At 35.5% G+C, this 23337-nt stretch carries 21 protein-coding genes; 8 read left to right on the forward strand and 13 right to left on the reverse strand.

What is annotated here, in order from left to right; all coding sequences use genetic code 11:
• Window positions 1-20 precede the first annotated feature (20 nt).
• Together VBZ51_RS13940 and VBZ51_RS13945 are read right to left on the reverse strand one after the other, a co-directional pair.
• Window positions 21-830: an MBL fold metallo-hydrolase gene (locus VBZ51_RS13940; protein WP_416577318.1), complete on the reverse strand. Its 810-nt coding sequence runs from the start codon at window positions 828-830 to the stop codon at window positions 21-23.
• Complete coding sequence (locus tag VBZ51_RS13945) at window positions 817-1299, reverse strand: GNAT family N-acetyltransferase (RefSeq protein ID WP_416577319.1); 483 nt, start codon at window positions 1297-1299, stop codon at window positions 817-819. Before VBZ51_RS13945 ends, VBZ51_RS13940 begins: the two co-directional genes overlap by 14 nt.
• Window positions 1300-1452: 153 nt before the next feature.
• Here VBZ51_RS13945 and VBZ51_RS13950 point away from each other — a divergent pair, with 153 nt between their 5' ends.
• Window positions 1453-2340, forward strand: a complete 888-nt coding sequence (locus tag VBZ51_RS13950) for a hypothetical protein (protein WP_058103210.1) — start codon at window positions 1453-1455, stop codon at window positions 2338-2340.
• A 70-nt stretch (window positions 2341-2410) separates the two neighbouring features.
• Here the strand turns inward: VBZ51_RS13950 and fumC are convergent, their stop codons facing one another.
• Window positions 2411-3811, reverse strand: a complete 1401-nt coding sequence (fumC, locus tag VBZ51_RS13955) for a class II fumarate hydratase (protein ID WP_058103209.1) — start codon at window positions 3809-3811, stop codon at window positions 2411-2413.
• 172 nt (window positions 3812-3983) lie between these two features.
• Here fumC and VBZ51_RS13960 point away from each other — a divergent pair, with 172 nt between their 5' ends.
• Entirely contained in the window at window positions 3984-4157 is a 174-nt protein-coding gene (locus VBZ51_RS13960; RefSeq protein ID WP_091609002.1) for a hypothetical protein, read from the forward strand.
• A 70-nt stretch (window positions 4158-4227) separates the two neighbouring features.
• Here VBZ51_RS13960 and VBZ51_RS13965 read toward each other — a convergent pair whose 3' ends face one another.
• From VBZ51_RS13965 to VBZ51_RS13995, 7 genes are all read right to left on the reverse strand, one after another.
• The gene (locus VBZ51_RS13965; RefSeq protein ID WP_348100685.1) at window positions 4228-6720 is read right to left on the reverse strand and encodes a TonB-dependent receptor domain-containing protein; all 2493 of its coding nucleotides are present in this window, start codon (window positions 6718-6720) and stop codon (window positions 4228-4230) included.
• 4 nt (window positions 6721-6724) lie between these two features.
• Window positions 6725-7240 (reverse strand): hypothetical protein, encoded by a 516-nt coding sequence (locus VBZ51_RS13970; RefSeq protein ID WP_058103206.1) that lies wholly within the window; start codon window positions 7238-7240, stop codon window positions 6725-6727.
• Window positions 7241-7327: 87 nt separating this feature from the next.
• Window positions 7328-7672 carry an arsenate reductase (glutaredoxin) gene (arsC, locus tag VBZ51_RS13975; protein ID WP_058103205.1) on the reverse strand — a complete coding sequence of 115 codons (345 nt, stop codon included), beginning with the start codon at window positions 7670-7672 and terminating at the stop codon, window positions 7328-7330.
• 61 nt (window positions 7673-7733) lie between these two features.
• Window positions 7734-8835 (reverse strand): peptide chain release factor 2 gene (prfB, locus tag VBZ51_RS13980; protein ID WP_232231219.1). Its coding sequence is split into 2 segments (ribosomal slippage): window positions 7734-8768 and window positions 8770-8835, totalling 1101 coding nucleotides; the frame shifts between segments, so codons are not numbered across the junction.
• Between the two features lie 65 nt (window positions 8836-8900).
• The gene (locus VBZ51_RS13985) at window positions 8901-9752 is read right to left on the reverse strand and encodes a transglutaminase-like domain-containing protein (protein ID WP_416577320.1); all 852 of its coding nucleotides are present in this window, start codon (window positions 9750-9752) and stop codon (window positions 8901-8903) included.
• Between the two features lie 30 nt (window positions 9753-9782).
• Window positions 9783-10730, reverse strand: coding sequence for an alpha-E domain-containing protein (locus VBZ51_RS13990; protein ID WP_416577321.1), 948 nt, complete (start codon window positions 10728-10730; stop codon window positions 9783-9785).
• A gap of 9 nt (window positions 10731-10739) precedes the next feature.
• On the reverse strand, window positions 10740-12203 hold the full coding sequence (locus VBZ51_RS13995; RefSeq protein WP_058103202.1) for a circularly permuted type 2 ATP-grasp protein: 1464 nt from the start codon (window positions 12201-12203) through the stop codon (window positions 10740-10742).
• A 194-nt stretch (window positions 12204-12397) separates the two neighbouring features.
• On the opposite strand from VBZ51_RS13995, the gene VBZ51_RS14000 reads away from it, so the two are divergent.
• The gene (locus VBZ51_RS14000) at window positions 12398-14803 is read left to right on the forward strand and encodes a zinc-dependent metalloprotease (protein ID WP_416577322.1); all 2406 of its coding nucleotides are present in this window, start codon (window positions 12398-12400) and stop codon (window positions 14801-14803) included.
• A 21-nt stretch (window positions 14804-14824) separates the two neighbouring features.
• Complete coding sequence (locus tag VBZ51_RS14005; RefSeq protein ID WP_416577323.1) at window positions 14825-15847, forward strand: threonine aldolase family protein; 1023 nt, start codon at window positions 14825-14827, stop codon at window positions 15845-15847.
• 4 nt (window positions 15848-15851) lie between these two features.
• On the opposite strand, the gene VBZ51_RS14010 is transcribed toward VBZ51_RS14005, so the two are convergent.
• Window positions 15852-16154: a DUF1508 domain-containing protein gene (locus tag VBZ51_RS14010; protein WP_071341884.1), complete on the reverse strand. Its 303-nt coding sequence runs from the start codon at window positions 16152-16154 to the stop codon at window positions 15852-15854.
• Between the two features lie 187 nt (window positions 16155-16341).
• Here VBZ51_RS14010 and VBZ51_RS14015 point away from each other — a divergent pair, with 187 nt between their 5' ends.
• Window positions 16342-17442: an OmpA family protein gene (locus VBZ51_RS14015; protein WP_416577324.1), complete on the forward strand. Its 1101-nt coding sequence runs from the start codon at window positions 16342-16344 to the stop codon at window positions 17440-17442.
• A gap of 334 nt (window positions 17443-17776) precedes the next feature.
• On the opposite strand, the gene VBZ51_RS14020 is transcribed toward VBZ51_RS14015, so the two are convergent.
• Window positions 17777-18229 (reverse strand): thioredoxin family protein, encoded by a 453-nt coding sequence (locus tag VBZ51_RS14020; protein ID WP_416577325.1) that lies wholly within the window; start codon window positions 18227-18229, stop codon window positions 17777-17779.
• Between the two features lie 43 nt (window positions 18230-18272).
• On the reverse strand, window positions 18273-18599 hold the full coding sequence (locus VBZ51_RS14025) for a YbaB/EbfC family nucleoid-associated protein (protein WP_071341887.1): 327 nt from the start codon (window positions 18597-18599) through the stop codon (window positions 18273-18275).
• A gap of 127 nt (window positions 18600-18726) precedes the next feature.
• On the opposite strand from VBZ51_RS14025, the gene VBZ51_RS14030 reads away from it, so the two are divergent.
• The 3 genes from VBZ51_RS14030 to VBZ51_RS14040 all read left to right on the forward strand — a co-directional run bounded on the left by VBZ51_RS14030 (window position 18727) and on the right by VBZ51_RS14040 (window position 23284).
• Window positions 18727-20784, forward strand: a complete 2058-nt coding sequence (locus VBZ51_RS14030; RefSeq protein ID WP_416577326.1) for a S9 family peptidase — start codon at window positions 18727-18729, stop codon at window positions 20782-20784.
• An 80-nt stretch (window positions 20785-20864) separates the two neighbouring features.
• Complete coding sequence (locus VBZ51_RS14035; protein WP_058103194.1) at window positions 20865-21905, forward strand: PLP-dependent cysteine synthase family protein; 1041 nt, start codon at window positions 20865-20867, stop codon at window positions 21903-21905.
• A 119-nt stretch (window positions 21906-22024) separates the two neighbouring features.
• On the forward strand, window positions 22025-23284 hold the full coding sequence (locus VBZ51_RS14040; protein WP_074673329.1) for an aminotransferase class I/II-fold pyridoxal phosphate-dependent enzyme: 1260 nt from the start codon (window positions 22025-22027) through the stop codon (window positions 23282-23284).
• Window positions 23285-23337 lie beyond the last annotated feature (53 nt).

A 23337-nucleotide genomic window follows, 5' to 3' on the forward strand; every position in this document is an offset into this window, starting at 1 on the left:
TTTTATTAACAACTAAAGTATTAATATTCGTCATTAGGGTACCAGTCTAATTGTACCACTTCAATATCTTGGTTGCCGGCATCTACCAATTGTTTGAACTTGGTAACATCGCTAACATCTGGATTGCCCCTGTAGTGATAAGGATAAACTTGTTTTGGTTTAAAATCTAACACTGCTTCGGCGGCACTCTCAACGGTCATGGTATAAGGTAAATTCATACTAACAAAAGCTTTGTTTATATTCTTTAAAGAACGCATTTCCGGGATATCCTCTGTATCTCCGGAAAAATAAATACGTTGATCGCCAATAGTTAAAACATAGCCGTTGCCACGACCTTTATTGTGAAATTTAAGCGCTTCACTTCTTAAATTATACATGGGTATGGCTTCAATGGTAATACCGTTTACTTCTTTACTGGTCCCGTTGTCCAAAATTACAAGCTGTTCTGCATATTCTTCGGGCAATTCTTCTGCAACGGCTTGTGGTACAACAAAGGTAGTATTGGTTGTTTCTAATTCTTTTAAGGTCTCCATATTTAAATGATCACCATGTATATCGGTAATTAATATTAATGTAGCATTCTTTTGTCCTTCAAAAGCTGTGGCGCCACCTGTTGGGTCAATATAGATTACTTCATTATTCCATTCTAAGACAGCCGTTGCGTGTTCTATGGGTGTTATGGTGATTTCTGTGTCTTTAGCCTCATTTTTCATTGAAGTCGACATTTCCGCTTCCGCTTCTATGACTTCGGAATCTGATTTCTTTACTTCTTTACATGAGAAAGAAATGGCTCCTATACATAATAATAAAAAGAGTTTATTGATGTTCATTGTTATATTGTTTTAGTTTTAATTCCATTTTAATGTCAGATCTAAGGTAGTCTAAATTATCTTCCAACGGCGTTTCTGTAAATCCGTATTTTTTATAAATATGCAAGGCGGCGTCAAGCTTGGTGCTTGAATATAGTTCAAGTGTATTCCAGTTTTTATTCTTTGCAAAATCAATGGCATGTAATAATAATTTTTGACCAATTTGTAAGCCGTGATAAGATTTGCTAACTGCCATTTTTCCTAATTCATATCTTTCCTTGTTTTTTCTAATTAATGCAAAACACCCGACAGGTTCATTATTCCAGAGCCCAATAAAGATAAAGCCACCTTTGTCAATGATAGAGGCTTGGCTGTTTTCTAATAGTTCTCTGTCCTTTTCTTCAACCTTAAAATATTCGGTAATCCACTCTATATTCAAGTCTTTAAAGATTTGAGTATATTTAGTCTCAAATGGCACAATGGTAAGCATGGTCTATGTATTGGTCTAATGGTTACTTCTAAATTATACTATATTTTATGGTATTTACCACGTAATATAATTTAATTTTATGCTAAAGAATCTAAAATTTGAATTAACACGTATATAAACTGAACAAACAGACACTTTATTAAATTTAAAATTATGACTGAAACAAAAAACAACAATGGTTTAAAAGTTTTGACCGCTCTTTTAGGTGTTGTGCTTTTAGCAACTATCATTTATACAGTTAGTCTTTATCAAGATAAAAAGAAGACAGAGGTTGTTCTTTCTAAAGAGAAAGAATTGGTGGTTGAAGATTTAAATAGCTTAAAATCAGAATATGATAAAGCTATTTTGGAAAGTAATGCTACTAACGAAGAATTGGTTAGCGCAAGAGATAATATTGCTAAATACATAGACTCTGTAAAAACTATGAAAGCAGATATTAGTTCTTTGTCAAGATACAGAAGACAAGTTAGTGTTCTTAAAGCGGAGAGAGAGCAGTTGTTAAAGCAAGTTGATTCTTTAACTCGTTCTAATAGTATGATCGCTATGCAGCGTGATAGTACTTATGTTGAGTTGGAAAAACAAACAGTTTTCAACGATTCTTTAGTAGTGCAAAACACAAATTTGGCTCAAGTAGTTGAAAAAGGGTCTGCATTGAATTTATCTAAATTTAATGTTGATGCAGTTAAGGAGCGTAACAGTGGAAAATTAGTTTCTACTCAACGTGCCAGAGCTACTGACAAGTTTAAAATTTGTTTTACCGTAGCGGATAACGTTATCGCCCAAGCTGGTGACAGAGAGTTCTTCTTAGAAGTTTTAGATCCACAAGGTAATGTTCTTGGAGGTGGTAACTCAATGACCAACGATAATGGAGCATCAATTACTTATAGTAAGCAAACAGGATTTTACTATGAAAACAAATCTTTAGATGTATGTGATTACATTAGTAAGCCAGCTGGTGATTTTAAAGATGGAAATTACATGGTAAATGTATATGACGATCAGTTGAAATTATTGGGAACTTCTAAGTTCATGTTGAAGTAAGTTTTACTATAATTATATAATACAAAAGGCGACCAATTTGGTCGCCTTTTTTTATTTGTTGGTTTAGTTATTAGTCTTTTAAACTACCCACCATATTTTCAGGTTTTACCCACTCGTCATAATCTTCAGCAGAAACGTAACCTAAATTAACAGCTTCTTCTTTTAATGTAGTGCCGTTCTTATGTGCGGTGTTTGCAATCTCTGCAGCTTTGTAATACCCAATTTTGGTATTTAAAGCAGTGACCAACATTAAAGAGTTATTCAACAATTCTTTGATTACACCGTGATTTGGCTCAATACCGGCAGCACAATGCTCTTCAAAACTAACACAGGCGTCACCAATAAGTTGTGCAGACTGAAGAATGTTTGCTGCCATCATTGGTTTAAAGACATTCAATTCATAATGTCCCTGAGTACCACCAACGCTTACAGCAACGTCATTACCCATAACTTGTGCGCAAACCATTGTCATTGCTTCACATTGAGTAGGGTTCACTTTACCTGGCATTATTGAACTACCAGGTTCGTTGGCAGGAATAATGATTTCACCTATTCCTGAACGAGGTCCAGATGCCATCATTCTAATATCATTTGCTATTTTGTTCAATGACACTGCCAACTGTTTTAAAGCTCCGTGGCTTTCAACAATGGCATCATGTGCAGCTAGCGCCTCAAACTTATTTTCAGCGGTTATAAAAGGCAATCCTGTGAAATCTGCAATATATTTTGCTACAAGTACATCATAGCCTTCCGGTGTGTTTAATCCAGTTCCAACAGCAGTACCACCAAGTGCCAATTCACTTAAATGTGCTAAGGTGTTGTTCAATGCTTTTAAACCATGGTCCAATTGAGAAACATAACCGGAAAATTCTTGACCTAAGGTTAGGGGAGTGGCATCCATTAAATGGGTGCGACCTATTTTAACCACATCTTTAAATTCTTTTGATTTTTTATGCAATGTATCTCTTAACTGAGTTACACCAGGAATGGTCACTTCTACAATCTTTTTGTAAGCGGCAATATGCATACCGGTAGGGAAAGTATCGTTAGAAGATTGAGATTTGTTGACATCGTCATTCGGTTGAATGGTTTTTTCTCCCTCACCAATTACTTTACCGGCAATTTCATGGGCTCTATTGGCAACTACTTCATTAACGTTCATATTACTTTGCGTACCAGAACCAGTTTGCCAAATAACCAATGGAAATTGGTCATCGTGCTTTCCTTCTAAAATTTCATCGCATACCTGGGCGATCAAATCTCTTTTTTCGGCAGCTAAGACACCAAGCTCACAATTGGCATATGCGGCGGATTTTTTTAAATAAGCAAATCCGTAAACTATGTCCAACGGCATAGATGCCGATGGTCCTATTTTAAAATTATTACGCGAGCGTTCTGTTTGTGCACCCCAGTATTTGTCTTTGGGTACTTCAACATTGCCCATGGTATCTTTTTCGATTCTGAACTCCATAATCTTATATTTTATATGAATCTTAAATTAACTTTTATATACAGCATCAAAAATAAGGTTTACATTTATTTTTCTTACGACAAGATTAGAAGGAAATGTGAAATTAATTTTGCAGAACGTTTGCAAAAAATAATTGGTTTATGGTATCTTTGTCATATATAAGCAAGAAGATATGTTTGATTTTGACCAATATTTAGGATTTTTAGCTTTTTTGACCATTTTGACAATAGGTTTTTGGCTAATGATGTTTTTGTTATTATTTGTTGTGCCTTACTGGTTAGGTGGGAACATTATAGAGTTATTGAAAGAAAGACGCGACAAGAAAAAAGCTGCGCGAGAAGCATAAAAGATATTATTAAATAAAAAAAGGAAGCCAATTGGCTTCCTTTTTTTATTTACCATTTATGGGTAACTGCTTATCCTTCAATTTCTTCGTCACCTTCATCATTATTATTTCCTCTGCCATTTTTATTTCTTTCTTTTGGTTGATTAAAGCGGTATACAAAGCCCATGGTTATCTGGCGTTGTCTCCATTGGAACTCACTGTCAGACGTAAAGAATTCCGTTTCTGTATAAGAAGTTCTTTTTCTGGAATTTAATAGATCGCTAACGTTCAGGGAAATTGTTCCATTGTCTTTTAAAATATCTTTACTGAACGCTAAATTTAAAGAGAATATACCTCCATTTTCCGTTTGGGCGGTTGATGATGGGCCTCTATAAAACGCATTGGTCTGCCAGTCAATTTTTGCAGGTAAAGATACTTTAGAGCTAAATCTGGCAAACCAGCTGGTATTTGTTGTACCATAATCTATACCGTTGAATGCGCCATCTGTCTTAAATTGAAAGAAGTTGAAACTGGAATTTAAACGTAACCATTTTGCAGGACTATATAGCATACCGGCTTCAACACCTATTCTATCATTTGTAGATAGGTTAATGGGAATTGATCTAATTATTTCAATTCCATCTGTGGTGGTTTCACCAGTTTCTTCTTGTATACGTTCAAATGAATCTGTTTCTCGTTGGTAATACACAGAAGAGGTAAGGGTTAGCTTATCCCATCTCTTTAAGTAACCAACATCAAAAGCATTGGAGAACGCAGGATCAAGATCCGGGTTTCCTTGAAAAATATTTGTTCTACTAGATCTTGAAGGAAAAGGGTTTACGTACCTTCCTCTTGGTCTATTTATCCTTCTATTATAGCCTAATGAAATATTTTCATTTTCACCCAGTTCGTAAATGACGTTCACAGTTGGGAAAAGCCCTAAATAGTTTTTATCGAAATTTGCCTCAACATCTACTCCCAATTGATCCTCTAACTCAGAAGAATCATATAAAGAGGTCAATTCTCCTTTTAACTGGGTGTTCTCTAAACGTAATCCTAAAAGAAAAGAAAATTTACCGTATTTGTTACCATATTGGGTATATACGGCATTTACATTTTCAGTATAAGCAAATAAGTTGGTCAGGTCTTGGTTGATATCGAACAGACCGGTGGTTTGGTTTAAAGAGTCTAATCTATAATCCGTTTCTGTTTTTTCAAAAGTTCCTCTATACCCAGCTTCAAATTGTGCATCGCCCATAGGTAATACATAATCTGCTTGTACTAAATATTCATTTTGGGTTTCTTTTTCAAAGACATTTTCCAAGACTATTAAATCATCATTAGGCAACGTATTGTTTTCTTGTATGATGTTGGTCTTATCTTCTACGCCGTTAGAGTATTGAGCGTCTACCGTTAGTTTTTGTCCATCATCATCAAGATTATTAATATAATTCAAAGAAAATTGATAGTTCTCATCATCTTCACCTTCATCTTCAGTTCTAAAGGTTTCACTATCTAGTGTGCTGTTAATAAACCTTTGGTTGGTATTTTCAGTTTCATCTTCACTTTTAGAGGTTCTGTAAAATACACTTCCTGTAATTGAAGATTCCTCTGTAATAAAATACTCAAGTCCCAAATTAGTGTTGAATCCTTTTCTAAGTCTAAAATAGTCCCTGTCCTCTATAATCCTATCATATGATCCAGAAGTATAGGTGTTATCATAAAATGCATTTCCTGGGGCATCTCTATAGTTATACCCTGTTGTGTTGAACAAATTAAATTTGTCCGTACGTAAATTTGCATTAACGGATATACCACTATTCACAGGGTAACCGATAGTAGTGTTTACAGAACCGTTAAAGCCCAGTGTTTTTTCCTTTTTAAGAACAATGTTCAAAATACCTGCGGTACCTTCTGCGTCATATCTTGCAGACGGACTAGTAATCACCTCAACCTTTTCAATGGCATCTGCAGGAAGTTGTGTAAGAGCATCTGTAGATCCAAAACCCGCTAATGCTGACGGTTTGCCGTTAATAAGAATTCTAACATTCTCATTACCCCGTAAACTTATGGCGCCTTCAACATCTACATCAACAGAGGGTACATTATTCAAGGCGTCGGTAATAGTTGCGCCACTATTGGTTAAATCCTTACCAATATTATAGATCTTTTTGTCTAAACGTACCTCTACGGTAGTTTTTTCGCCAACGACTTCAACGGCTTCTAGTTGAGCTACATCTAAAGCAAGTTTAACCGTACCCAAATCTGTAGATTCGGTCAATGTTTGATTTGGTAATTTGTAAGTTTTGTATGAAATGTATTCTATGGAAATATTGTACTTCCCTGGTGTGGTTTCAACCTGAAAGTTACCATCAATATCTGTAATGCCACCTGTAATTTTATCAGGGTTATTTACACTTTGTAGTACCAGTGTAGCATATTCTAAAGGAAGATTATCGTCTTTGTCTACGACTTTACCGCTAATGATAATTGGACCTCTTTCCCGTTCTCCTCCGGGTCTTTGACTGTATATATAATTAAATGATAGTGTTAAGAGTAGGAGTAAAGGGTAAAGTTGTCTCATTAAGTCAGTTTTTGGATTTCTTTCGTTTTTCTTTTTTCTTCTTTTTATTCTTCTTTAAAGTTTTTGAAACACCATCTTTTTGTAATGCAACAAAAGCTTCATACTTTTCTAATGGCAGACCGGCTTTTAATTCCTCATCTTGCCTTTTAGTTATGTTTTCATATACTTCTGCCATTTTTTCTGGCGGAAGTTTTAATATTTGAGCCTCTATACGCTCTTGTACATATTTTTTAAGTACAGAGCTTAATACGGCCTGTTCAAATTCATTTAGTTCCAATGCCTCTGTAATTCTGGGCATTTCACCATCTACCAGTTCCTCGGCAGTTTTTGGTTTGGGTTCTTCGGCCGGAGTTTGTGCTTGGGGAATAGAACTCCTTTGACTTCCATAACCATAACCTCCTCTAGATCCATAACCATATTGCGACCCATAACCATATTGTGCGTAAATTGCTGTAGTACCAAATAAGGCAACCAACAATGTCAATACATTTAGTCCACTATGCTTTAATACTTTTTTCATGTCTTTAGATTATAAAGTTATACTATGGTTTAACCGAAAATGGTTAATTGTTTGTTAAGATAATATACTTAACAATTATAATAAATTCTATTTCAACAAAGAGTTAATGTTTGAAGCCGGTCTACCAATAACCGCGCTATTTCCATTAATTACAATTGGTCTTTCTATTAATTTTGGATGCGTGATCATGGCATCGATCAACTCTTCATCGTTTAATGATAAATGTTTGAATTTCTCTTTCCAAACGGCTTCTGACTTACGTATTAAGTTAATTGGTTTAATGTCCAAACAACTAATAATATTTCTAAGTTCATCTTTTGTTGGTATATCTTCTAGATATTTTACCACTTCAAATTTCTTGCCAGACTCTTCTACAACTTTTAAACCTTCTCTAGATTTGCTGCATCTAGAATTGTGATATATTTTAATCATATTACTTTTAGCTTTATGTTAAAACCCTATCTATTAAATATAATAAATAGGGATTAATAATTTATTCTTCTTCTTTTTGTCCCATCATCATTAGAAAGGCTTTTAAAAACTGGTCAATGTCACCATCCATGACATTGTCTACATTACCGGTTTCTTCTCCGGTTCTTACATCCTTAACCAATTTGTACGGATGCATAACGTAGTTTCTAATTTGAGAGCCCCATTCAATTTTCATTTTAGAGGATTCAATCTCTTGGCGAGCCTCCATTTTTTTACGTAGCTCAATTTCATATAGTTGAGATTTCAGCATTTTCATCGCCGTGGCCCTATTATCATGCTGGCTTCTACTGTCTGAACAAGATATTTGAATTCCTGTAGGGTGGTGGGTCAATTGGACTTTAGTTTCAACCTTGTTTACATTTTGCCCACCAGCACCACTTGATCTTGCAGTGGTTATGGTAATATCTGCAGGGTTGACATCTACTTCTATACTGTCATCTACTAATGGATATACATATACGGAAACAAATGAGGTATGTCTTTTGGCATTACTATCAAAAGGTGATATACGTACAAGACGATGAACTCCATTTTCTCCTTTTAACCAACCAAAAGCAAATTCACCGTCAATTTCCAAGGTTACGGTTTTAATGCCGGCAACATCACCATCTTGGTAATTGAGTTCTTTGATTTTGTAACCGTTCTTTTCGGCCCACATCATATACATACGCATGAGCATAGCTGCCCAGTCGCAACTTTCGGTACCACCTGCGCCTGCTGTAATCTGAAGTACCGCTGGTAATTCATCACCCTCTTCTGAGAGCATATTCTTGAACTCCATTTTTTCAATGGTGTTCACTGCTTTCTCATATTGCTTTTCAACTTCGGCTTCAGAGACTTCGCCTTCTTGCTGAAACTCAATCAATACTTCTAAATCTGCAACCAATAGCTGGGCGGCATCATAATCATCTACCCATTGTTTTTTAGACTGAATGAATTTCATATGTGCCTGTGCCTCTTGCGGATTGTCCCAAAAGTCAGGAGCCAAGGTTTTTTCTTGCTCGTTTTCTATTTCAATTAATTTGGCATCAATGTCAAAGATACCTCCTTAACGCACCAAGGCGATCTATAAGACCTTTGTAGTGGTCTGTACTTATGTTCATACAATTCTAATTTTGAGTAAAAATAATACTCTTTTAAGTAATGTTTAAAGATATTTTTAGATTAACTATTGCTGGCTTTGCAATGTGACCGAGTGTGTGGTCTTATTTGTGCCCAAAGAATAAATAATACCTTTTAATGGAGCACAATCATTATAATCTTTACCGTGGCAGACTTTTATGTGGTTCATATCCGCTAAAATATTATTGGTAGGGTCAAAACCTTTCCAGCCTATTTCTGGTATATAGCATTCTACCCAGGCATGCATTTGTGAATCTCCTTTAAAACCATGGGTTTGGTCTAGGTATCCGGAGACGTACCTTGTTGGTATGCCATTAATTCTTGCCAAGGCACAGAAAAGATGTGCAAAATCTTGGCAAACGCCTTTTTTATTAGTTACAACGTCATTTAACATTGTACTTACATCTGTAGCTCCTGTTGAAAATTCAATGAAATTATATACCCAATGGTTTAGGTTTTCTAGATTTTTGAATATGGAAATAGTTGAATCAAAGGCGTATAGTTGCTCTTGTGCAAAACTTAGGTTTGTAAATGTAGTCGCTTTTAAAAAGCGTTCGTAATTAATTCTAAAATCAAGTTTTTGTAACTCGGCATGTGCTGCTGAAACGTTAGGGTTGATGTTAAAATCAAAAGGGTCAATATCTTCTTTGATCAGTTTAAATTTTGCTTCAAAAGTTACCTTCTTGAATTTTTTCTTCGGATGTATTCTTAGGGTTTTAAAGCCATAACCGTTAATGGAATTTTCGGTAATGGCAAATAATGAATTGTTGAATTCTATCTCTACATTATGTTGGCTATCGTTCTCTACCGGTATAATAAGAAACTGCCAATATGCATTATGTACCCAATCGTCATAAATATTTTTAGCCCTATATGTAATCTCAATATCTCTTGGCATAAGAGCGCAAAGATACCTTATTTATATGGGCTAATAATTAAAAAATTCCTCATCTACCTTGTCGCTGATATCAACAAGACTTTCTAGAATATTTTCAATGAAAGATTTTATGTCTTGATCTATTTCCTCAATATATTTAAATTCATATTCTGATCTTACCCTGCCGATTAAAAAAGCCGTAGAATTTTTGTTATACCGTTTTTCGGGGTTTAAAATTTTTACATGTTGATTTACCTGGTTCAAAGAATTCATTACCGATCTTGGGCAATTAGGGTTAAGAATTAAGAACTCTAATGTAGTTATGCTCGTAGGGGTTTTTTTGTAGAACCTACGCATCATATCATAAGATTCGGCACATTTTAATAACGTGGTCCATTCAAAACTTTTACTGAACTTTTCATTTTCACCGCCTTGAGAAAGTAATGCATCATTGTATTTAGAATTGATCATTCTAGTAATTTGTGTAGCCCTTTCAATGTTTATACCCATTGATATTATGGCATAAGTGGCATCATGTAAAAGTGTACCGCGTATTTTTCCACGAAGTATATCTGTCATTTCAGCTACCTGGGTAGTGAAATCATGTAGACCATTTTTAACAAAAACTTCTTTAGGGTAGTTGACAACAAAATGATAGAATTTATTGATTGCTTCATAAAGCTCAGTTGAAATTAAATCCCGTGCGCTATTTGCATTTTCCCTTGCAAACTTAATATTGTTTATGATGGATGAGCTATAAGTGGGGTCTAGGCCAATTTTATAGAGTACATCTTCCTCTTTTAAAAATTTTTCTGAATTCTCTTCGGGATCTCCGACCATAAATAACATAGAACGTAAAACAAATTGACGATCTTGAGATTTTAGATTTGGAGCATCTAAAGAAGAGAAATAATTTACATTTAAATATCTTGCTACGTGTTCAGAACGTTCAATATAACGTCCCATCCAAAATAGATTATTGGCAACTCTTGCTAACATATAGATTTTTTATTTTTTTAATACCCAGGTGTCTTTTGATCCGCCTCCTTGAGAAGAGTTTACAATTAAATTTCCTCTCTTAAGTGCTACGCGTGTTAACCCGCCCTTGAGAACAAATTCTTTGTCTTTCCCGAGAACGGTAAACGTTCTTAAGTCAACATGGCGTTGTTCAAAAGATTCGGTATCGTCTATATAGGTAGGGTGAACGGACAATGACATAATAGGTTGGGCTACATATTTTCTTGGGCTGGCCTTTACCTCTGCCTTTACCTTTTCAATTTCTTCTTTACTTAGCTTGTTTCCTATAGAAATACCGTAGCCACCGGCTTCATCAACAGGTTTAATAACTAGTTCATGAATATGTTCCAATACATATTTTAATTCATCGGGTCTGCTGCAATGATAGGTATGTACATTGTTTAATATAGGTTCTTCGTCTAAGTAATATTTTATAATTTCTGGCATATAGGTGTATACGGCTTTATCATCAGCTACACCAGTGCCAGGGGCATTGGCCAACGTAACATTCCCTTTTTTATACGCGGCAAATAAACCGGGTACGCCAAGAACGGAATCTGGATTAAACTCCAGAGGATCTATGAACTGGTCATCTATTCGTCTATAAATAACATCAACCTTTTCTGGACCCTTTATAGTCTTCATGTAAACAAAATCGTTTTCTACAAATAGATCACGACCTTCTACCAATTCAACTCCCATGGTTTTGGCTAGGTAAGAATGCTCATAAAATGCAGAGTTGTACATACCAGGTGTAATAACTACTACATTGGGTATGTCCACGCCCTTAGGTTTTACGGATTCTAGTAGTTCTAAAAGGTTTTCCGCATAATTGGTCACCGTATGTGTCTGGTAATGATTGAACACACCAAACAACGCCTTTTTAAGTGCTGTTCTGTTGCAGATTACATAACTTACCCCAGACGGACATCTAATATTATCTTCAAGTACATAATATTTACCGTCCTTATGTTTAATGACATCTGTGCCTGAAATGTGATTATAGATACCTCCTGGCGGATTTACACCGTTCATTTGATCTAAGTAGTTGGCTGAAGATGTAATGAGTTCTATGGGTACAACCTTATCTTTTAATATTTTTTTATCATGATAAATATCCCACAGGAATAAGTTCAAAGCCTTACTTCTTTGTATGGAGCCACGCTCTATAATATCCCAGTCTACGGGATCAATAATTCGTGGAAATAAATCAAAGGGAAAAATCTTCTCTTGCACGTTGTTTTCCCCGTATACTTGAAAAGTGATACCTTGATTAAAAAATGAAGACTTCGCTTTATTGTTTAGCGTAACGTAATCTTTAATAGAATGTTCACCATAGAGGTTGAATAACTTTTGATAAACCTCTTTTACCTTTCCTTTCTTATCATGAATTTCATCATATAAATCTGGGTTTCTTTGATAAGAAGAAAAAATTTGATTTTCAATGTTCTCCATAGAATTAGTTTTGTTAAAAGGTACATGATAAAAAGCGATTATTAGGTGTAATATTTACAATAATTGGTAGTATTTTTCCTTATTATGTAATTATTAGGTAACTTTTTTAACAAGTATGATATTTATAATATAGTTGGGCTTTCCTGTTTTTCATTCGTTGGTTTTTCTCTACTTTTAGTGAAAACTTTTAGAGAATGAGAAAGCACTATGTACTTTTGGTTGGATTACTATTGTTATCCATTACTACAATAACCGCACAGTTTAGCGATCAAAAGAAGAATTTTGATAAATATGAGGGGTTCTATAATTTCTACTATGACGAGGGCAATGATAAAATCTTTTTGGAAGTAGATCAGTTGGATAAGGAATTTCTTTATGTATACTCTTTAAGTAGTGGAATAGGAAGTAATGACATTGGCTTGGACAGAGGTCAACTGGGAGACGAGCAAGTAGTGTATTTTAAAAAAGCGGGGAATAAATTACTGTTGGTTCAGCCAAATTTAAAGTATAGGGCCATAACGGATAATGAATTGGAACGAAAATCTGTTGAACAAGCGTTTGCCAAATCTGTTCTGTTCGGCTTTCCTATTGTTGAAGATAAAAACGGTACCTATATAATAGATGTCACCGATTTTTTAATGCAAGATGCACATGGTGTCTCTTCAAGACTAAAAAGAACCGAGCAGGGTTCTTATAGTCTGGATAAATCTAAAAGTGCCTTTGCCTTGGAAAGAACTAAGGCTTTTCCCAAGAATATAGAGTTTGATGTTTTAATGACCTTTAAAGGCGAGGCGAAAGGTGGTTATATTAGAAGTGTAGCTCCCAATGCGAATTTAGTAACCGTTGCTGAGCATCATTCTTTTATTGAATTGCCAGATGATAAGTATAAAAAACGAGCTTTTGATCCAAGATCAGGTTCTTCTCCGTTTAACTATTATGATTATGCGACACCTGTGGAGCAGAATATTCTAAAGCAGTTTATAAGAAGGCATCGTTTAGAGAAAAAAGATCCTACTGCAGAGGTTAGTGAGGCCGTAGAACCTATTATTTATTATTTGGATAATGGAACACCGGAACCTGTAAGATCCGCTTTATTGGAAGGTGGCCGTTGGTGGAACCAAGCTTTTGAAGCTATAGGTTATAAAGATGCCTTTCAAATAAAAATGTTGCCAGATGATGCGGATCCTTTAGATGTTCGTTACAACGTTATCCAATGGGTTCATCGTTCTACCAGAGGTTGGAGCTATGGTAGTAGTATAACAGACCCAAGAACTGGTGAAATTATGAAAGGACATGTTAGTTTAGGAAGTTTAAGAATAAGACAAGATTATTTGATCGCCCAGGCTTTAATGAACAAACCATTTGCCGAAAGAGATGATAATTATGAGCCAATGTTAGAAATGGCCATAGCAAGAATAAGACAATTATCTGCACATGAAATTGGGCATACTTTAGGTTTTGCCCATAATTATGCCGCCAGTACTACGGGCAAGGCTTCCGTGATGGACTATCCTCATCCGCAGTTTACTTTGAACAATGGAAAGGTTGATTTTTCAAGTGCCTATGAAACAGGTATTGGAGCATGGGATAAAGTTACCGTAGCATACTCTTATCAGAACTTTCCTGAAGGGGAAGAAAAAATAGGCTTGAACAATATTTTGGATAAGGCCAAAGCAGATGGGCTACGTTATATAACGGATCAAGATGCCAGACCACAAGGTAGTGCCCATGTCTTGGCTCATTTGTGGGATAACGGCACCAGTATCAGCAAAGAATTGGACGAAATGCTGAGTATTCGTAAAGTAGCCATTAATAACTTTTCTGTAGATAATATTCAAGAAGGTGCACCTTACTCTGTATTGGAAGATGTTTTTGTACCGCTATATTTCTTTCATAGGTACCAAACAGAAGGTGTGGCAAAAGTCATTGGTGGTTTAGAATATAATTATGCGGTAAAAGGTGATGGCCAAGAGGTAGTTGCCGTTGCGGATAAGTCTTTGCAACAAGAGGCATTAAAGAGTGTGTTACGGACTTTGGATGCTGCAGAAATAGCTATACCAAAAGAAAAATTGAGCTTGTTTCCTCCTAGGTCATTTGGAACCCCTAGAACAAGGGAGTCTATAAAAGGTAAAACCGGTGTTTCTTTTGATGCCTTGTCGGCAGTGGAAACAGCTTCGGATATGACTTTAAAATTTTTATTGCATCCGGAGAAAGCATCAAGACTTATTCAGCAAAAAGCAATAGTTACGGATAATGTTGGTTTGGCTGATGTTTTAGATGAATTGATAGCATCAACCATTAACAAAAAGCAGAAAGATACATATTTGAACGAAGCGCAAACGATAATCAATTTTAGGGTATTGTATCATATCATGAATTTGGCAGGGCATACCAATGTGCATCCACAGGTAAATGCCATAGCGTCCCAAAAAATAAATGAATTGAATATGCAGTTAATGAAAGATTCTGGGGCTAATGCAATTAGTGCGGAAATGGTTAAGAGAATAAAATCATACAGAGAGCACCCGGAACAATTCAAAATGATACCTTCGCCAAAGATTCCTGATGGTTCGCCAATTGGAATGAGCTGTTTTCACTAATTAAATCGTTAGAACTTTATTATGCTTATTAATCTTATCAGTGATACGGTGACCAAGCCTACACCCGGAATGTTAGATGCTATGATGACCGCTGAGGTGGGTGATGATGTTTTTAAAGAGGATCCTACCGTAAATGCCTTAGAGGAAAAGGTGGCAAAACTTTTTGGAATGGAGTCAGCACTGTTTTTTCCTAGTGGTACCATGACCAACCAGACCGCTATAAAATTGCATACGCAGCCTGGGGAGCAATTGATCTGTGACAAATATGCCCATATTTATAATTATGAAGGTGGTGGTGTTAGTTTTAATAGTGGGGTGTCTTGCAGACTGGTAGATGGTGATAGAGGTACAATGACAGCGGAACAAGTGGCAGTGGCAATAAATCCACCGGATTTTTACCATAGCCCGTTAACCACATTGGTATCCATAGAAAATACAGCAAATAAAGGTGGAGGTACTTGTTGGAATTTTAGTGAACTGCAGGCAATTAAAAAGGTTTGTGCTAATAATGGTTTAAAGTATCATTTAGATGGAGCAAGATTATGGAATGCTATGGTTGAAATGAAAGAGACTCCGTTGCAGTACGGAGAGCTTTTTGATACCATAAGCGTCTGTCTGAGTAAAGGGCTAGGTTGTCCTGTAGGGTCTTTGCTATTGGGTACTAAAGAACAAATGGACAAGGCGATCCGTATTCGTAAAATATTTGGTGGTGGCATGAGACAATCGGGGTTTTTGGCGGCAGCGGCTATTTATGCTTTGGACAATCATATAGAGAGATTGGCAGAAGATCATAAAAAGGCAAAGGAAATAGGAGCGGCATTAGCGGCAAAATCTTTTATAAAAAAGGTAGAGCCTATTGAAACCAATATTGTCATTTTTGAAATTGATGAGTCATTTATGACAAGCGATCAATTTGTTCATAAATTAAAAGAAAAGAATATTTTAATAATTGGTATGGGGCAGGGGAAATTGAGAATGGTTACCCATTTGGACTATACTAATGATATGCATGAAGAATTGCTTAAGCAGCTAGCGTCTTTTTAATATGTTACTCTAAACTGTTTGTAATATTCAATATACCATTTTCCATACCGGCTTCTGAAGTGTAAAGTCCGCTACTACCAACAATTTTGCCTGTAGAATTTTTTAATTCAACTAAAAATCTGCCATCCGTATTAGTTCTTCTTTCAAAGAATTTTCCGTTAGATTTTTTCAGTGCCTTAATGTCTTTTATGGTGCTATCTGTTTCATTTTCACTATTAAAGGGTATGCTCTTTAATAATACTTGCCCGTTGCCAGACTTCAAAACAAATTGATATAGGCCGTCTTTATCTTTAACAATTTTAATCATATCCTTAAAGATAAATAATATTTTCTCCGCTTTTCAGTGACTTTTTAAATAATAGTGTGTCTTAATTATTGAGGCGTTAAACTCACAGGTTTTAAAATAGCATTCGACACTAGGTTAAAACCAGTTTACAGGAAACCTCAAATAAATAATTATAAATAACCAATTATTAATTTTAAACACTATCAAAATGAAAAAAGTATTATTTCTAGCAGTGGCATTTTCTGCTTCGTTTGCAATGGCACAAGATTTGCCGTCAAATCCAGAACCAGGTAAATGCTATGTACGTTGTACCACACCAGATGTGTATGTAAATGAAACGACTACGGTTACAACCAACCCTTCGTACAAAATTTTAAAAACAATTCCTGCTACATTTAAAACAATAACAGAACGTGTATTGGTGAGAGAAGAAGAAAAAGTGCTTACTGTTGTTCCTGCTAAGTGGGGAACAGAAACGGTAACCTATGTATCTAAAGGAGGTGGAAATTCTTTACAGGTGATCCCTGCTTCTTTTTCTCCCAGTACACAAACTATAGAGGTCAAGCCTGCATATGCACAGTGGGAGTTGGGCGTAGCGGCACCTGATTGTGAATCTGGTAATCCAGATGATTGTAGATACTGGTGTTACAAAGGATACCCTGCACAATTTGAAACAGTTTCTACGCAGGTATTGGCTAATGATGCCTCTACAACGAGTTCTCCATTAGGTTCTAAAAATGGATCTTACACAAAAGAAGTTTTGATCTCACCTGCTACCGTAGTTGAAAAAATTATTCCTGCAGTTTATAAAGAAATTACTAAAACGGTATTGGATAAAGATGCTTATACAGTAGAAGAGATTATTCCGGCTAAAACTACAACGATTACCAAAGAGGTATTAAAGGAAAAAGGTGGTTTAACTACTTGGAAAGAAGTGGAGTGTGCTTTGGTTGAGTACCAAGCTTTACCAATTAACTGGGATTCTGGTAGTGCTACATTGACTTCTGCGGCAAAAAGTATTATCGATAATAGATTATTACCAGTATTAGCTCAAAACCCTGGTGTTAAGGTTGAATTAGCTTCTCATACAGATTCACAAGGTAGTTCAGTGTCTAACCAAGACTTATCTGAAAGAAGAGCGAAAGCAGTAGCTGATTATTTAATTACTAAAGGTGTTAATTCAAGTCTTTTAGTAGCTAACGGTTACGGTGAAACAAGATTGTTGAACAGATGTAGTGATGGTGTTTCTTGTACGGCTAGAGAGCATGCAGTGAACAGAAGAACTCAATTTAGATTGATCAACAATTAATGAATAGGTTGTTTTTTTGATTGAAAAGGGCTTACACTAGTAAGCCCTTTTTTATGCTTTTAACTTAGGTTATAATAGTAACCTAATTGTTTCAAAAGGTGCTAAGCTGTTTGTAAGCTAGAAGTAAGTAATTATTGTAGTTGAGGTTTGGTTGTCTCCCTAGACTTGCCAATAGCATGGTAATTATGAAGTTTAATGGTATATATCTATTTAGGGTATACATCTTTCATATTGAAATAGGTTAATTGTTTTAAATGTTATTGCTTGGAATTGATGTATAACAAAAATGGCTCATGTATTTACATGAGCCATTTTTTATGAAATAAAATTTATCTTACTTATTTTTTTCTAAAAGTTTAAGATGAGAATCAACTACGCCGTTCATGCTATAACCAGAAAGAGCGTCTAATTCTTTTCCTTTGTAATCTATTACTTTAAATAATGGAAATACCTTCTTTTTGTTGAGTTTTGTTAGTAGCTCTTTGTTGTGCGCCAATTGTTTTTCAGTTAACAAATCCTTATTTCTTGGAACATCAATGTAGAGCAGTATATAGTTGCTTGACAGTTCTTGAAACTCAACGGTGTCGAACAAATCGGTTTTCAACATTTTGCATGGAGGACACCAATCGCTACCCGTGAAATAAACGAGTACATTTTTTTTCTGCTTTTTGGCTTTTGAAATAGCGGTATCATAATTAGTAAGCCATTTAGAATCAGTTGCATTTTTAATATCCATTTGGGCGGTGGCCAAAAACGGAATCATTAATAATAAAAAAAGATACTTCATGAATTTATATTTTTTAATGTCAATTGCAAATAACCTGCCAATCTTACTTAAATAACGAATCCATACCAGGAATATTGGGCATACCGTCTTTAGCAACAGCAGCTAATTCAGTTTCATTTACGTTAGTAGCGTTTTGTATGGCCTTGTTCAATGTTAGTATCAAATAATCTTCTAATTGCTCTTTGTCCTGTAAAAGACTGTCATCTATTACTATGGACTTAACTTCTCTATTTGCGGTTATGGTCACCGAAACCAAGCCATCACTTGACTTTTCTTCAAGGGTAACCGTATTCAATCTTTTTTTAGTCTCTTCAACTTTTTTTTGGGTTTCTTTGAGTTTTCCCATCATACCCATCATATCTCCGAACATAGTTTGTGTTTTTAATTTTAGATGTCAAAAATACTAAAAATAGGTGCATTTCAGTTTTTGCTTATAATAAAACGGGGGTCTACGAATTAGTCTTATTTTTGCCGTCTTATTTTATAATGTAGTAGGTATGAATATTAAACATCCGCCACAGGCGCAAAAAGTTCCTAAAGAATTAATTATTCATGATGATGTAAGGGTAGATAATTATTATTGGTTAAATGATAAGGAAAACAAAGAAGTTATTACTTATCTAGAAGCTGAGAATGCATATTATAATGCTGTAACTGCGCATACCAAAGATTTTCAAGAACATTTGTTTCAAGAAATGAAAGGTAGAATTAAGGAAGATGATTCTTCTGTTCCCTATAAATTAAATGATTATTGGTACAGTACTCGCTACATAATAGGTGGTGAATATCCATTGTACTCAAGATTTAAGAATGATTTAAGTGCCAATGAAGAAATTATGTTCAACGGTAATGAAATGGCCAAGGGACATGATTACTTTAATCTTGGAGGTATTGCTATCAGCCCTAATAATAAATTGGCTGCGTTTGGTGTAGATACGGTGTCTAGAAGACAATATACCTTACAGGTCAAAAACTTGGAAACTGGTGAGGTTTTAGAAGATAAAATTGAAAATACAACAGGTGGTGGTGTATGGGCAAATGACAATGAAACTTTGTTTTATACACGAAAAGACCCGGTAACACTTCGGTCGGATAAGATTTATAAGCATAAGCTAGGAACGCCTACCTCCGAAGATGTTTTGGTTTTTCATGAGCAAGATGATACGTTCAGTACATTCATATACCGAACCAAATCGAAGAAATATTTGGTTATAGGTTCTTTTAGTACTTTAACGTCTGAATTTCAAATTCTCTCTACAGATACTCCTGATGGTGATTTTGAAGTGTTTTCACCAAGGGAAAGAGGTTTGGAGTATACTATTTTTCATTATGAGGATAGCTTTTACATTCTTACCAATAAAGATAAGGCGGAGAATTTTAAATTAATGCGTACTTCTGAAAACCAAACGTCTTCAGAACATTGGCAAGAGTTTATTCCTCATCGAGCAGAAGTTCTTTTAGAAGACGTAGATATTTTTAAAGAATACTATGTACTCTCTGAGCGTGAAAACGGATTGAACAAAATTAGAATTGTTAGGTGGGATGGTACAAATGAGTATTATTTACCATTTGAAAGTGAAACATACACGGCATATGTAGGTAACAATCCTGATTTTGATACCGAAATACTCAGGTATTCTTATAATTCCATGTCTACACCTAGTTCTGTGATAGATTTTAACATGCGAACTAAGGAAAAGGAGGAGAAAAAGGAACAATCCGTTTTAGGAGGAACTTTTGAAAAAGAAAATTATAGAGAAGTTCGTTTATGGGCAACGGCTAGAGATGGGGAGAAAATACCTATGTCCGTTGTTCATAGAAAGGATACTGTTTTAAATGAGGATACACCAATTTTACAATACGCATATGGTTCTTATGGTTCAACAATTGATCCTTACTTTTCTACGGTAAGGTTAAGTTTGTTAGATCGTGGTTTTGTATTTGTAATAGCTCATATTAGGGGTGGGGAGTACCTTGGTAGAAGATGGTATGAGACCGGTAAATTATTGCAGAAGAAAAACACTTTTACTGATTTTATTGATTGTTCAAAATTTTTAATCGAACAAAAAATGACCAGTGCAAAGCATTTATATGCAATGGGCGGTTCTGCCGGTGGTTTATTAATGGGGGCAATTATAAATATGCAACCTGACATTTATAATGGTGTTATTGCTGCTGTACCGTTTGTAGATGTGGTAACAACAATGTTAGATGATTCTATTCCGCTAACCACAGGTGAGTATGATGAATGGGGTAATCCAAATGAAAAGGTATTTTATGATTATATGAAATCCTATTCCCCTTATGATAACGTGGTGGCTCAAAAGTATCCTAACATGTTGGTCACTACTGGTCTGCACGATTCTCAAGTGCAGTATTTTGAGCCGGCCAAATGGGTTGCCAAGTTAAGGGAGTTGAAGAAAGATGATAATCAACTACTATTAAATACTAACATGGATGCTGGTCATGGTGGTGCTTCTGGTAGATTTGAGTCGTTAAGAGAAGTTGCCAAAGAATATGCATTTCTTCTTGATTTGGAAGGAAAAATCACATAGTGGAAAAAAAATGGTAGCTTTGCGTCAGAAATTTCAAGAAATTTCTTTTTATAAAATAACTAAACATTGATATCCCCCTTATGAAAAATGAGATCAGGGCTTACAACAATATTTTAGAACTAGTAGGTAATACACCTTTAGTTAAGTTAAATAGAATTGCAGAAAATCTTACCGGTAACTTTTATGCAAAGGTAGAAGCTTTTAATCCGGGTCACTCTTCTAAAGATAGAATTGCGATTCATATTATAGAGCAGGCTGAAAAGGCAGGTATTCTAACCGAAGGTAGTACTGTAATAGAAACAACTTCAGGAAACACTGGCTTTAGTATTGCAATGGCAAGTATCATTAAAGGATATGACTGTATACTAGCGGTTAGTTCCAAGTCATCACCGGACAAAATAGATATGTTGCGCTCCATGGGTGCCAAGGTATATGTTTGTCCCGCACATGTAAGTGCAGATGATCCAAGGTCATATTATGAAGTTGCTAAAAGGTTGCATAAAGAAACAAAAGGTTCTATATACATCAATCAGTATTTCAATCAACTGAATATGGAAGCCCATTATAAATCTACAGGTCCAGAGATCTGGGAGCAAACAGGTGGGCAAATTACGCACTTGATCGCATGTAGTGGTACAGGTGGTACAATATCAGGAACGGCTCGTTTTTTAAAGGAGCAAAACCCCAATATTAAAGTTATTGGTGTTGATGCTTATGGATCGGTATTAAAAAAGTATCATGAAACAGGAGAATTGGATACCAATGAAATCTATCCTTATAGAATAGAAGGTCTAGGTAAAAATTTAATTCCTGGTGCTACTGATTTTAGTACTATTGATGAATTTGTAAAGGTTACGGATGCAGAAAGTGCGCACACTGCTAGAGAAATATCAAGAACAGAAGGTATTTTTGTTGGGTATACCAGTGGGGCGGTAATGCAGGCCATTAAGCAATTGGACGAATTAAATACATTTGACAAGAATAGTAATGTTGTTTGTATATTTCCTGATCATGGTTCTAGATACATGAGCAAAATTTATAGTGATCAGTGGATGGAAGATCAAGGTTTCTTGAATACGAATACCGTAGAGGAGACGCAAGAAATACAATACGTTAAGTAAAAAATAAATAGATATAATTTTATAAAAAAGTGGGTTTATAGCCCACTTTTTTGCGTAGTAAATAATTTATGAATCTTTATCAAAATTTTTTACTTTTGCAGACAGATCCAAATTAAACAATGAAAGACTTATTTGATAGAATTTTAGCTAATAAAGGCCCTTTAGGTAAATGGGCTTCACAAGCAGAGGGATACTTTGTTTTCCCTAAATTGGAAGGTCCTATTTCTAATAGAATGAAATTTCAAGGTAAAGATGTTATTACCTGGAGTATCAATGATTATTTAGGCTTAGCGAATCTTCCGGAGATTAAGAAGGTTGATGGTGAGGCTGCAGCTGAATATGGTTCTGCATACCCAATGGGTGCAAGAATGATGAGTGGTCATACAGAGTTTCATGAGCAATTGGAGCAAGAATGTGCTGCTTTCGTTCAAAAGGAAGCTTCTTACTTGCTGAATTTCGGGTATCAAGGTTTTATGTCTGTAATAGACGCCCTGGTTACAAAAGATGATATTATAGTTTATGACGTTGATTGTCATGCTTGTATAATTGACGGTGTACGTTTACACATGGGTAAGCGTTTTACCTTTGTTCACAATAATGCGGAGAGCCTAGAAAAGAATTTAGAACGTGCAACCAAATTGGCCGAACAAACCGGTGGAGGTATCTTGGTTATATCTGAAGGCGTTTTTGGTATGCGTGGTGAGCAAGGTATCTTAAAAGAAATCGTAGCCTTAAAAGAAAAATTCAAGTTTAGGTTATTGGTAGATGATGCACATGGCTTTGGTACTTTAGGTGAAACCGGTGCAGGTGCAGGTCAAGAGCAAGGTGTGCAAGACGGTATTGATGTTTATCTTGCCACTTTTGCAAAGTCAATGGCAAGTATTGGTGCATTTGTTGCTGCCGATCAAGAAATTATTGATTATTTAAAATATAACCTACGTTCGCAAATGTTCGCTAAATCATTACCAATGGTTTATGTGAAAGGAGCACTAAAACGTTTAGAAATGTTGCGTACCCAGCCAGAGCTGAAAGCTAAACTTTGGGAAAACGTGAATGCGTTACAAAATGGGTTAAAAGAAAAAGGGTTTGATATTGGTACAACTACTAGTTGTGTTACTCCTGTTTATCTAAATGGTAGTATTCCAGAGGCAATGGCCTTGGTGAAGGATTTACGTGAAAACCATGGTATTTTCTGTTCTATTGTTGTGTATCCGGTAATACCTAAAGGACTTATACTTTTACGTTTAATACCTACCGCTACCCACACCTTACAAGATGTTGAAGAAACATTGGAAGCTTTCTCTTCTATTAGGGAGCGCTTGCAGAATGGTACATATAAAAGATTATCTGCTGCAGTTGCCGCTGCAATGGGAGAATAATCTACAACAGACGTATATAAAAAGGTCCGAAATCAAATTTGATTTCGGACCTT

It is taken from the genome of Maribacter sp. HS (assembly GCF_048059195.1).
GTDB classification, from domain to species: domain Bacteria; phylum Bacteroidota; class Bacteroidia; order Flavobacteriales; family Flavobacteriaceae; genus Maribacter; species Maribacter dokdonensis.

Coding starts and splice junctions, on each gene's coding strand:
- VBZ51_RS13970 (WP_058103206.1), bottom strand. CDS start 7,240: ATGAAAAAAGTATTAAAGCATAGTGGACTAAATGTATTGACATTGTTG.
- VBZ51_RS14015 (WP_416577324.1), top strand. CDS start 16,342: ATGAAAAAAGTATTATTTCTAGCAGTGGCATTTTCTGCTTCGTTTGCA.
- VBZ51_RS13990 (WP_416577321.1), bottom strand. CDS start 10,730: ATGTTAGCAAGAGTTGCCAATAATCTATTTTGGATGGGACGTTATATT.
- VBZ51_RS14025 (WP_071341887.1), bottom strand. CDS start 18,599: ATGTTCGGAGATATGATGGGTATGATGGGAAAACTCAAAGAAACCCAA.
- VBZ51_RS13985 (WP_416577320.1), bottom strand. CDS start 9,752: ATGCCAAGAGATATTGAGATTACATATAGGGCTAAAAATATTTATGAC.
- arsC (WP_058103205.1), bottom strand. CDS start 7,672: ATGATTAAAATATATCACAATTCTAGATGCAGCAAATCTAGAGAAGGT.
- VBZ51_RS13965 (WP_348100685.1), bottom strand. CDS start 6,720: ATGAGACAACTTTACCCTTTACTCCTACTCTTAACACTATCATTTAAT.
- VBZ51_RS13945 (WP_416577319.1), bottom strand. CDS start 1,299: ATGCTTACCATTGTGCCATTTGAGACTAAATATACTCAAATCTTTAAA.
- VBZ51_RS13960 (WP_091609002.1), top strand. CDS start 3,984: ATGTTTGATTTTGACCAATATTTAGGATTTTTAGCTTTTTTGACCATT.
- VBZ51_RS14030 (WP_416577326.1), top strand. CDS start 18,727: ATGAATATTAAACATCCGCCACAGGCGCAAAAAGTTCCTAAAGAATTA.
- VBZ51_RS13940 (WP_416577318.1), bottom strand. CDS start 830: ATGAACATCAATAAACTCTTTTTATTATTATGTATAGGAGCCATTTCT.
- fumC (WP_058103209.1), bottom strand. CDS start 3,811: ATGGAGTTCAGAATCGAAAAAGATACCATGGGCAATGTTGAAGTACCC.
- VBZ51_RS14000 (WP_416577322.1), top strand. CDS start 12,398: ATGAGAAAGCACTATGTACTTTTGGTTGGATTACTATTGTTATCCATT.
- VBZ51_RS13950 (WP_058103210.1), top strand. CDS start 1,453: ATGACTGAAACAAAAAACAACAATGGTTTAAAAGTTTTGACCGCTCTT.
- VBZ51_RS14035 (WP_058103194.1), top strand. CDS start 20,865: ATGAAAAATGAGATCAGGGCTTACAACAATATTTTAGAACTAGTAGGT.
- VBZ51_RS14020 (WP_416577325.1), bottom strand. CDS start 18,229: ATGAAGTATCTTTTTTTATTATTAATGATTCCGTTTTTGGCCACCGCC.
- VBZ51_RS14040 (WP_074673329.1), top strand. CDS start 22,025: ATGAAAGACTTATTTGATAGAATTTTAGCTAATAAAGGCCCTTTAGGT.
- VBZ51_RS14005 (WP_416577323.1), top strand. CDS start 14,825: ATGCTTATTAATCTTATCAGTGATACGGTGACCAAGCCTACACCCGGA.
- VBZ51_RS14010 (WP_071341884.1), bottom strand. CDS start 16,154: ATGATTAAAATTGTTAAAGATAAAGACGGCCTATATCAATTTGTTTTG.
- VBZ51_RS13995 (WP_058103202.1), bottom strand. CDS start 12,203: ATGGAGAACATTGAAAATCAAATTTTTTCTTCTTATCAAAGAAACCCA.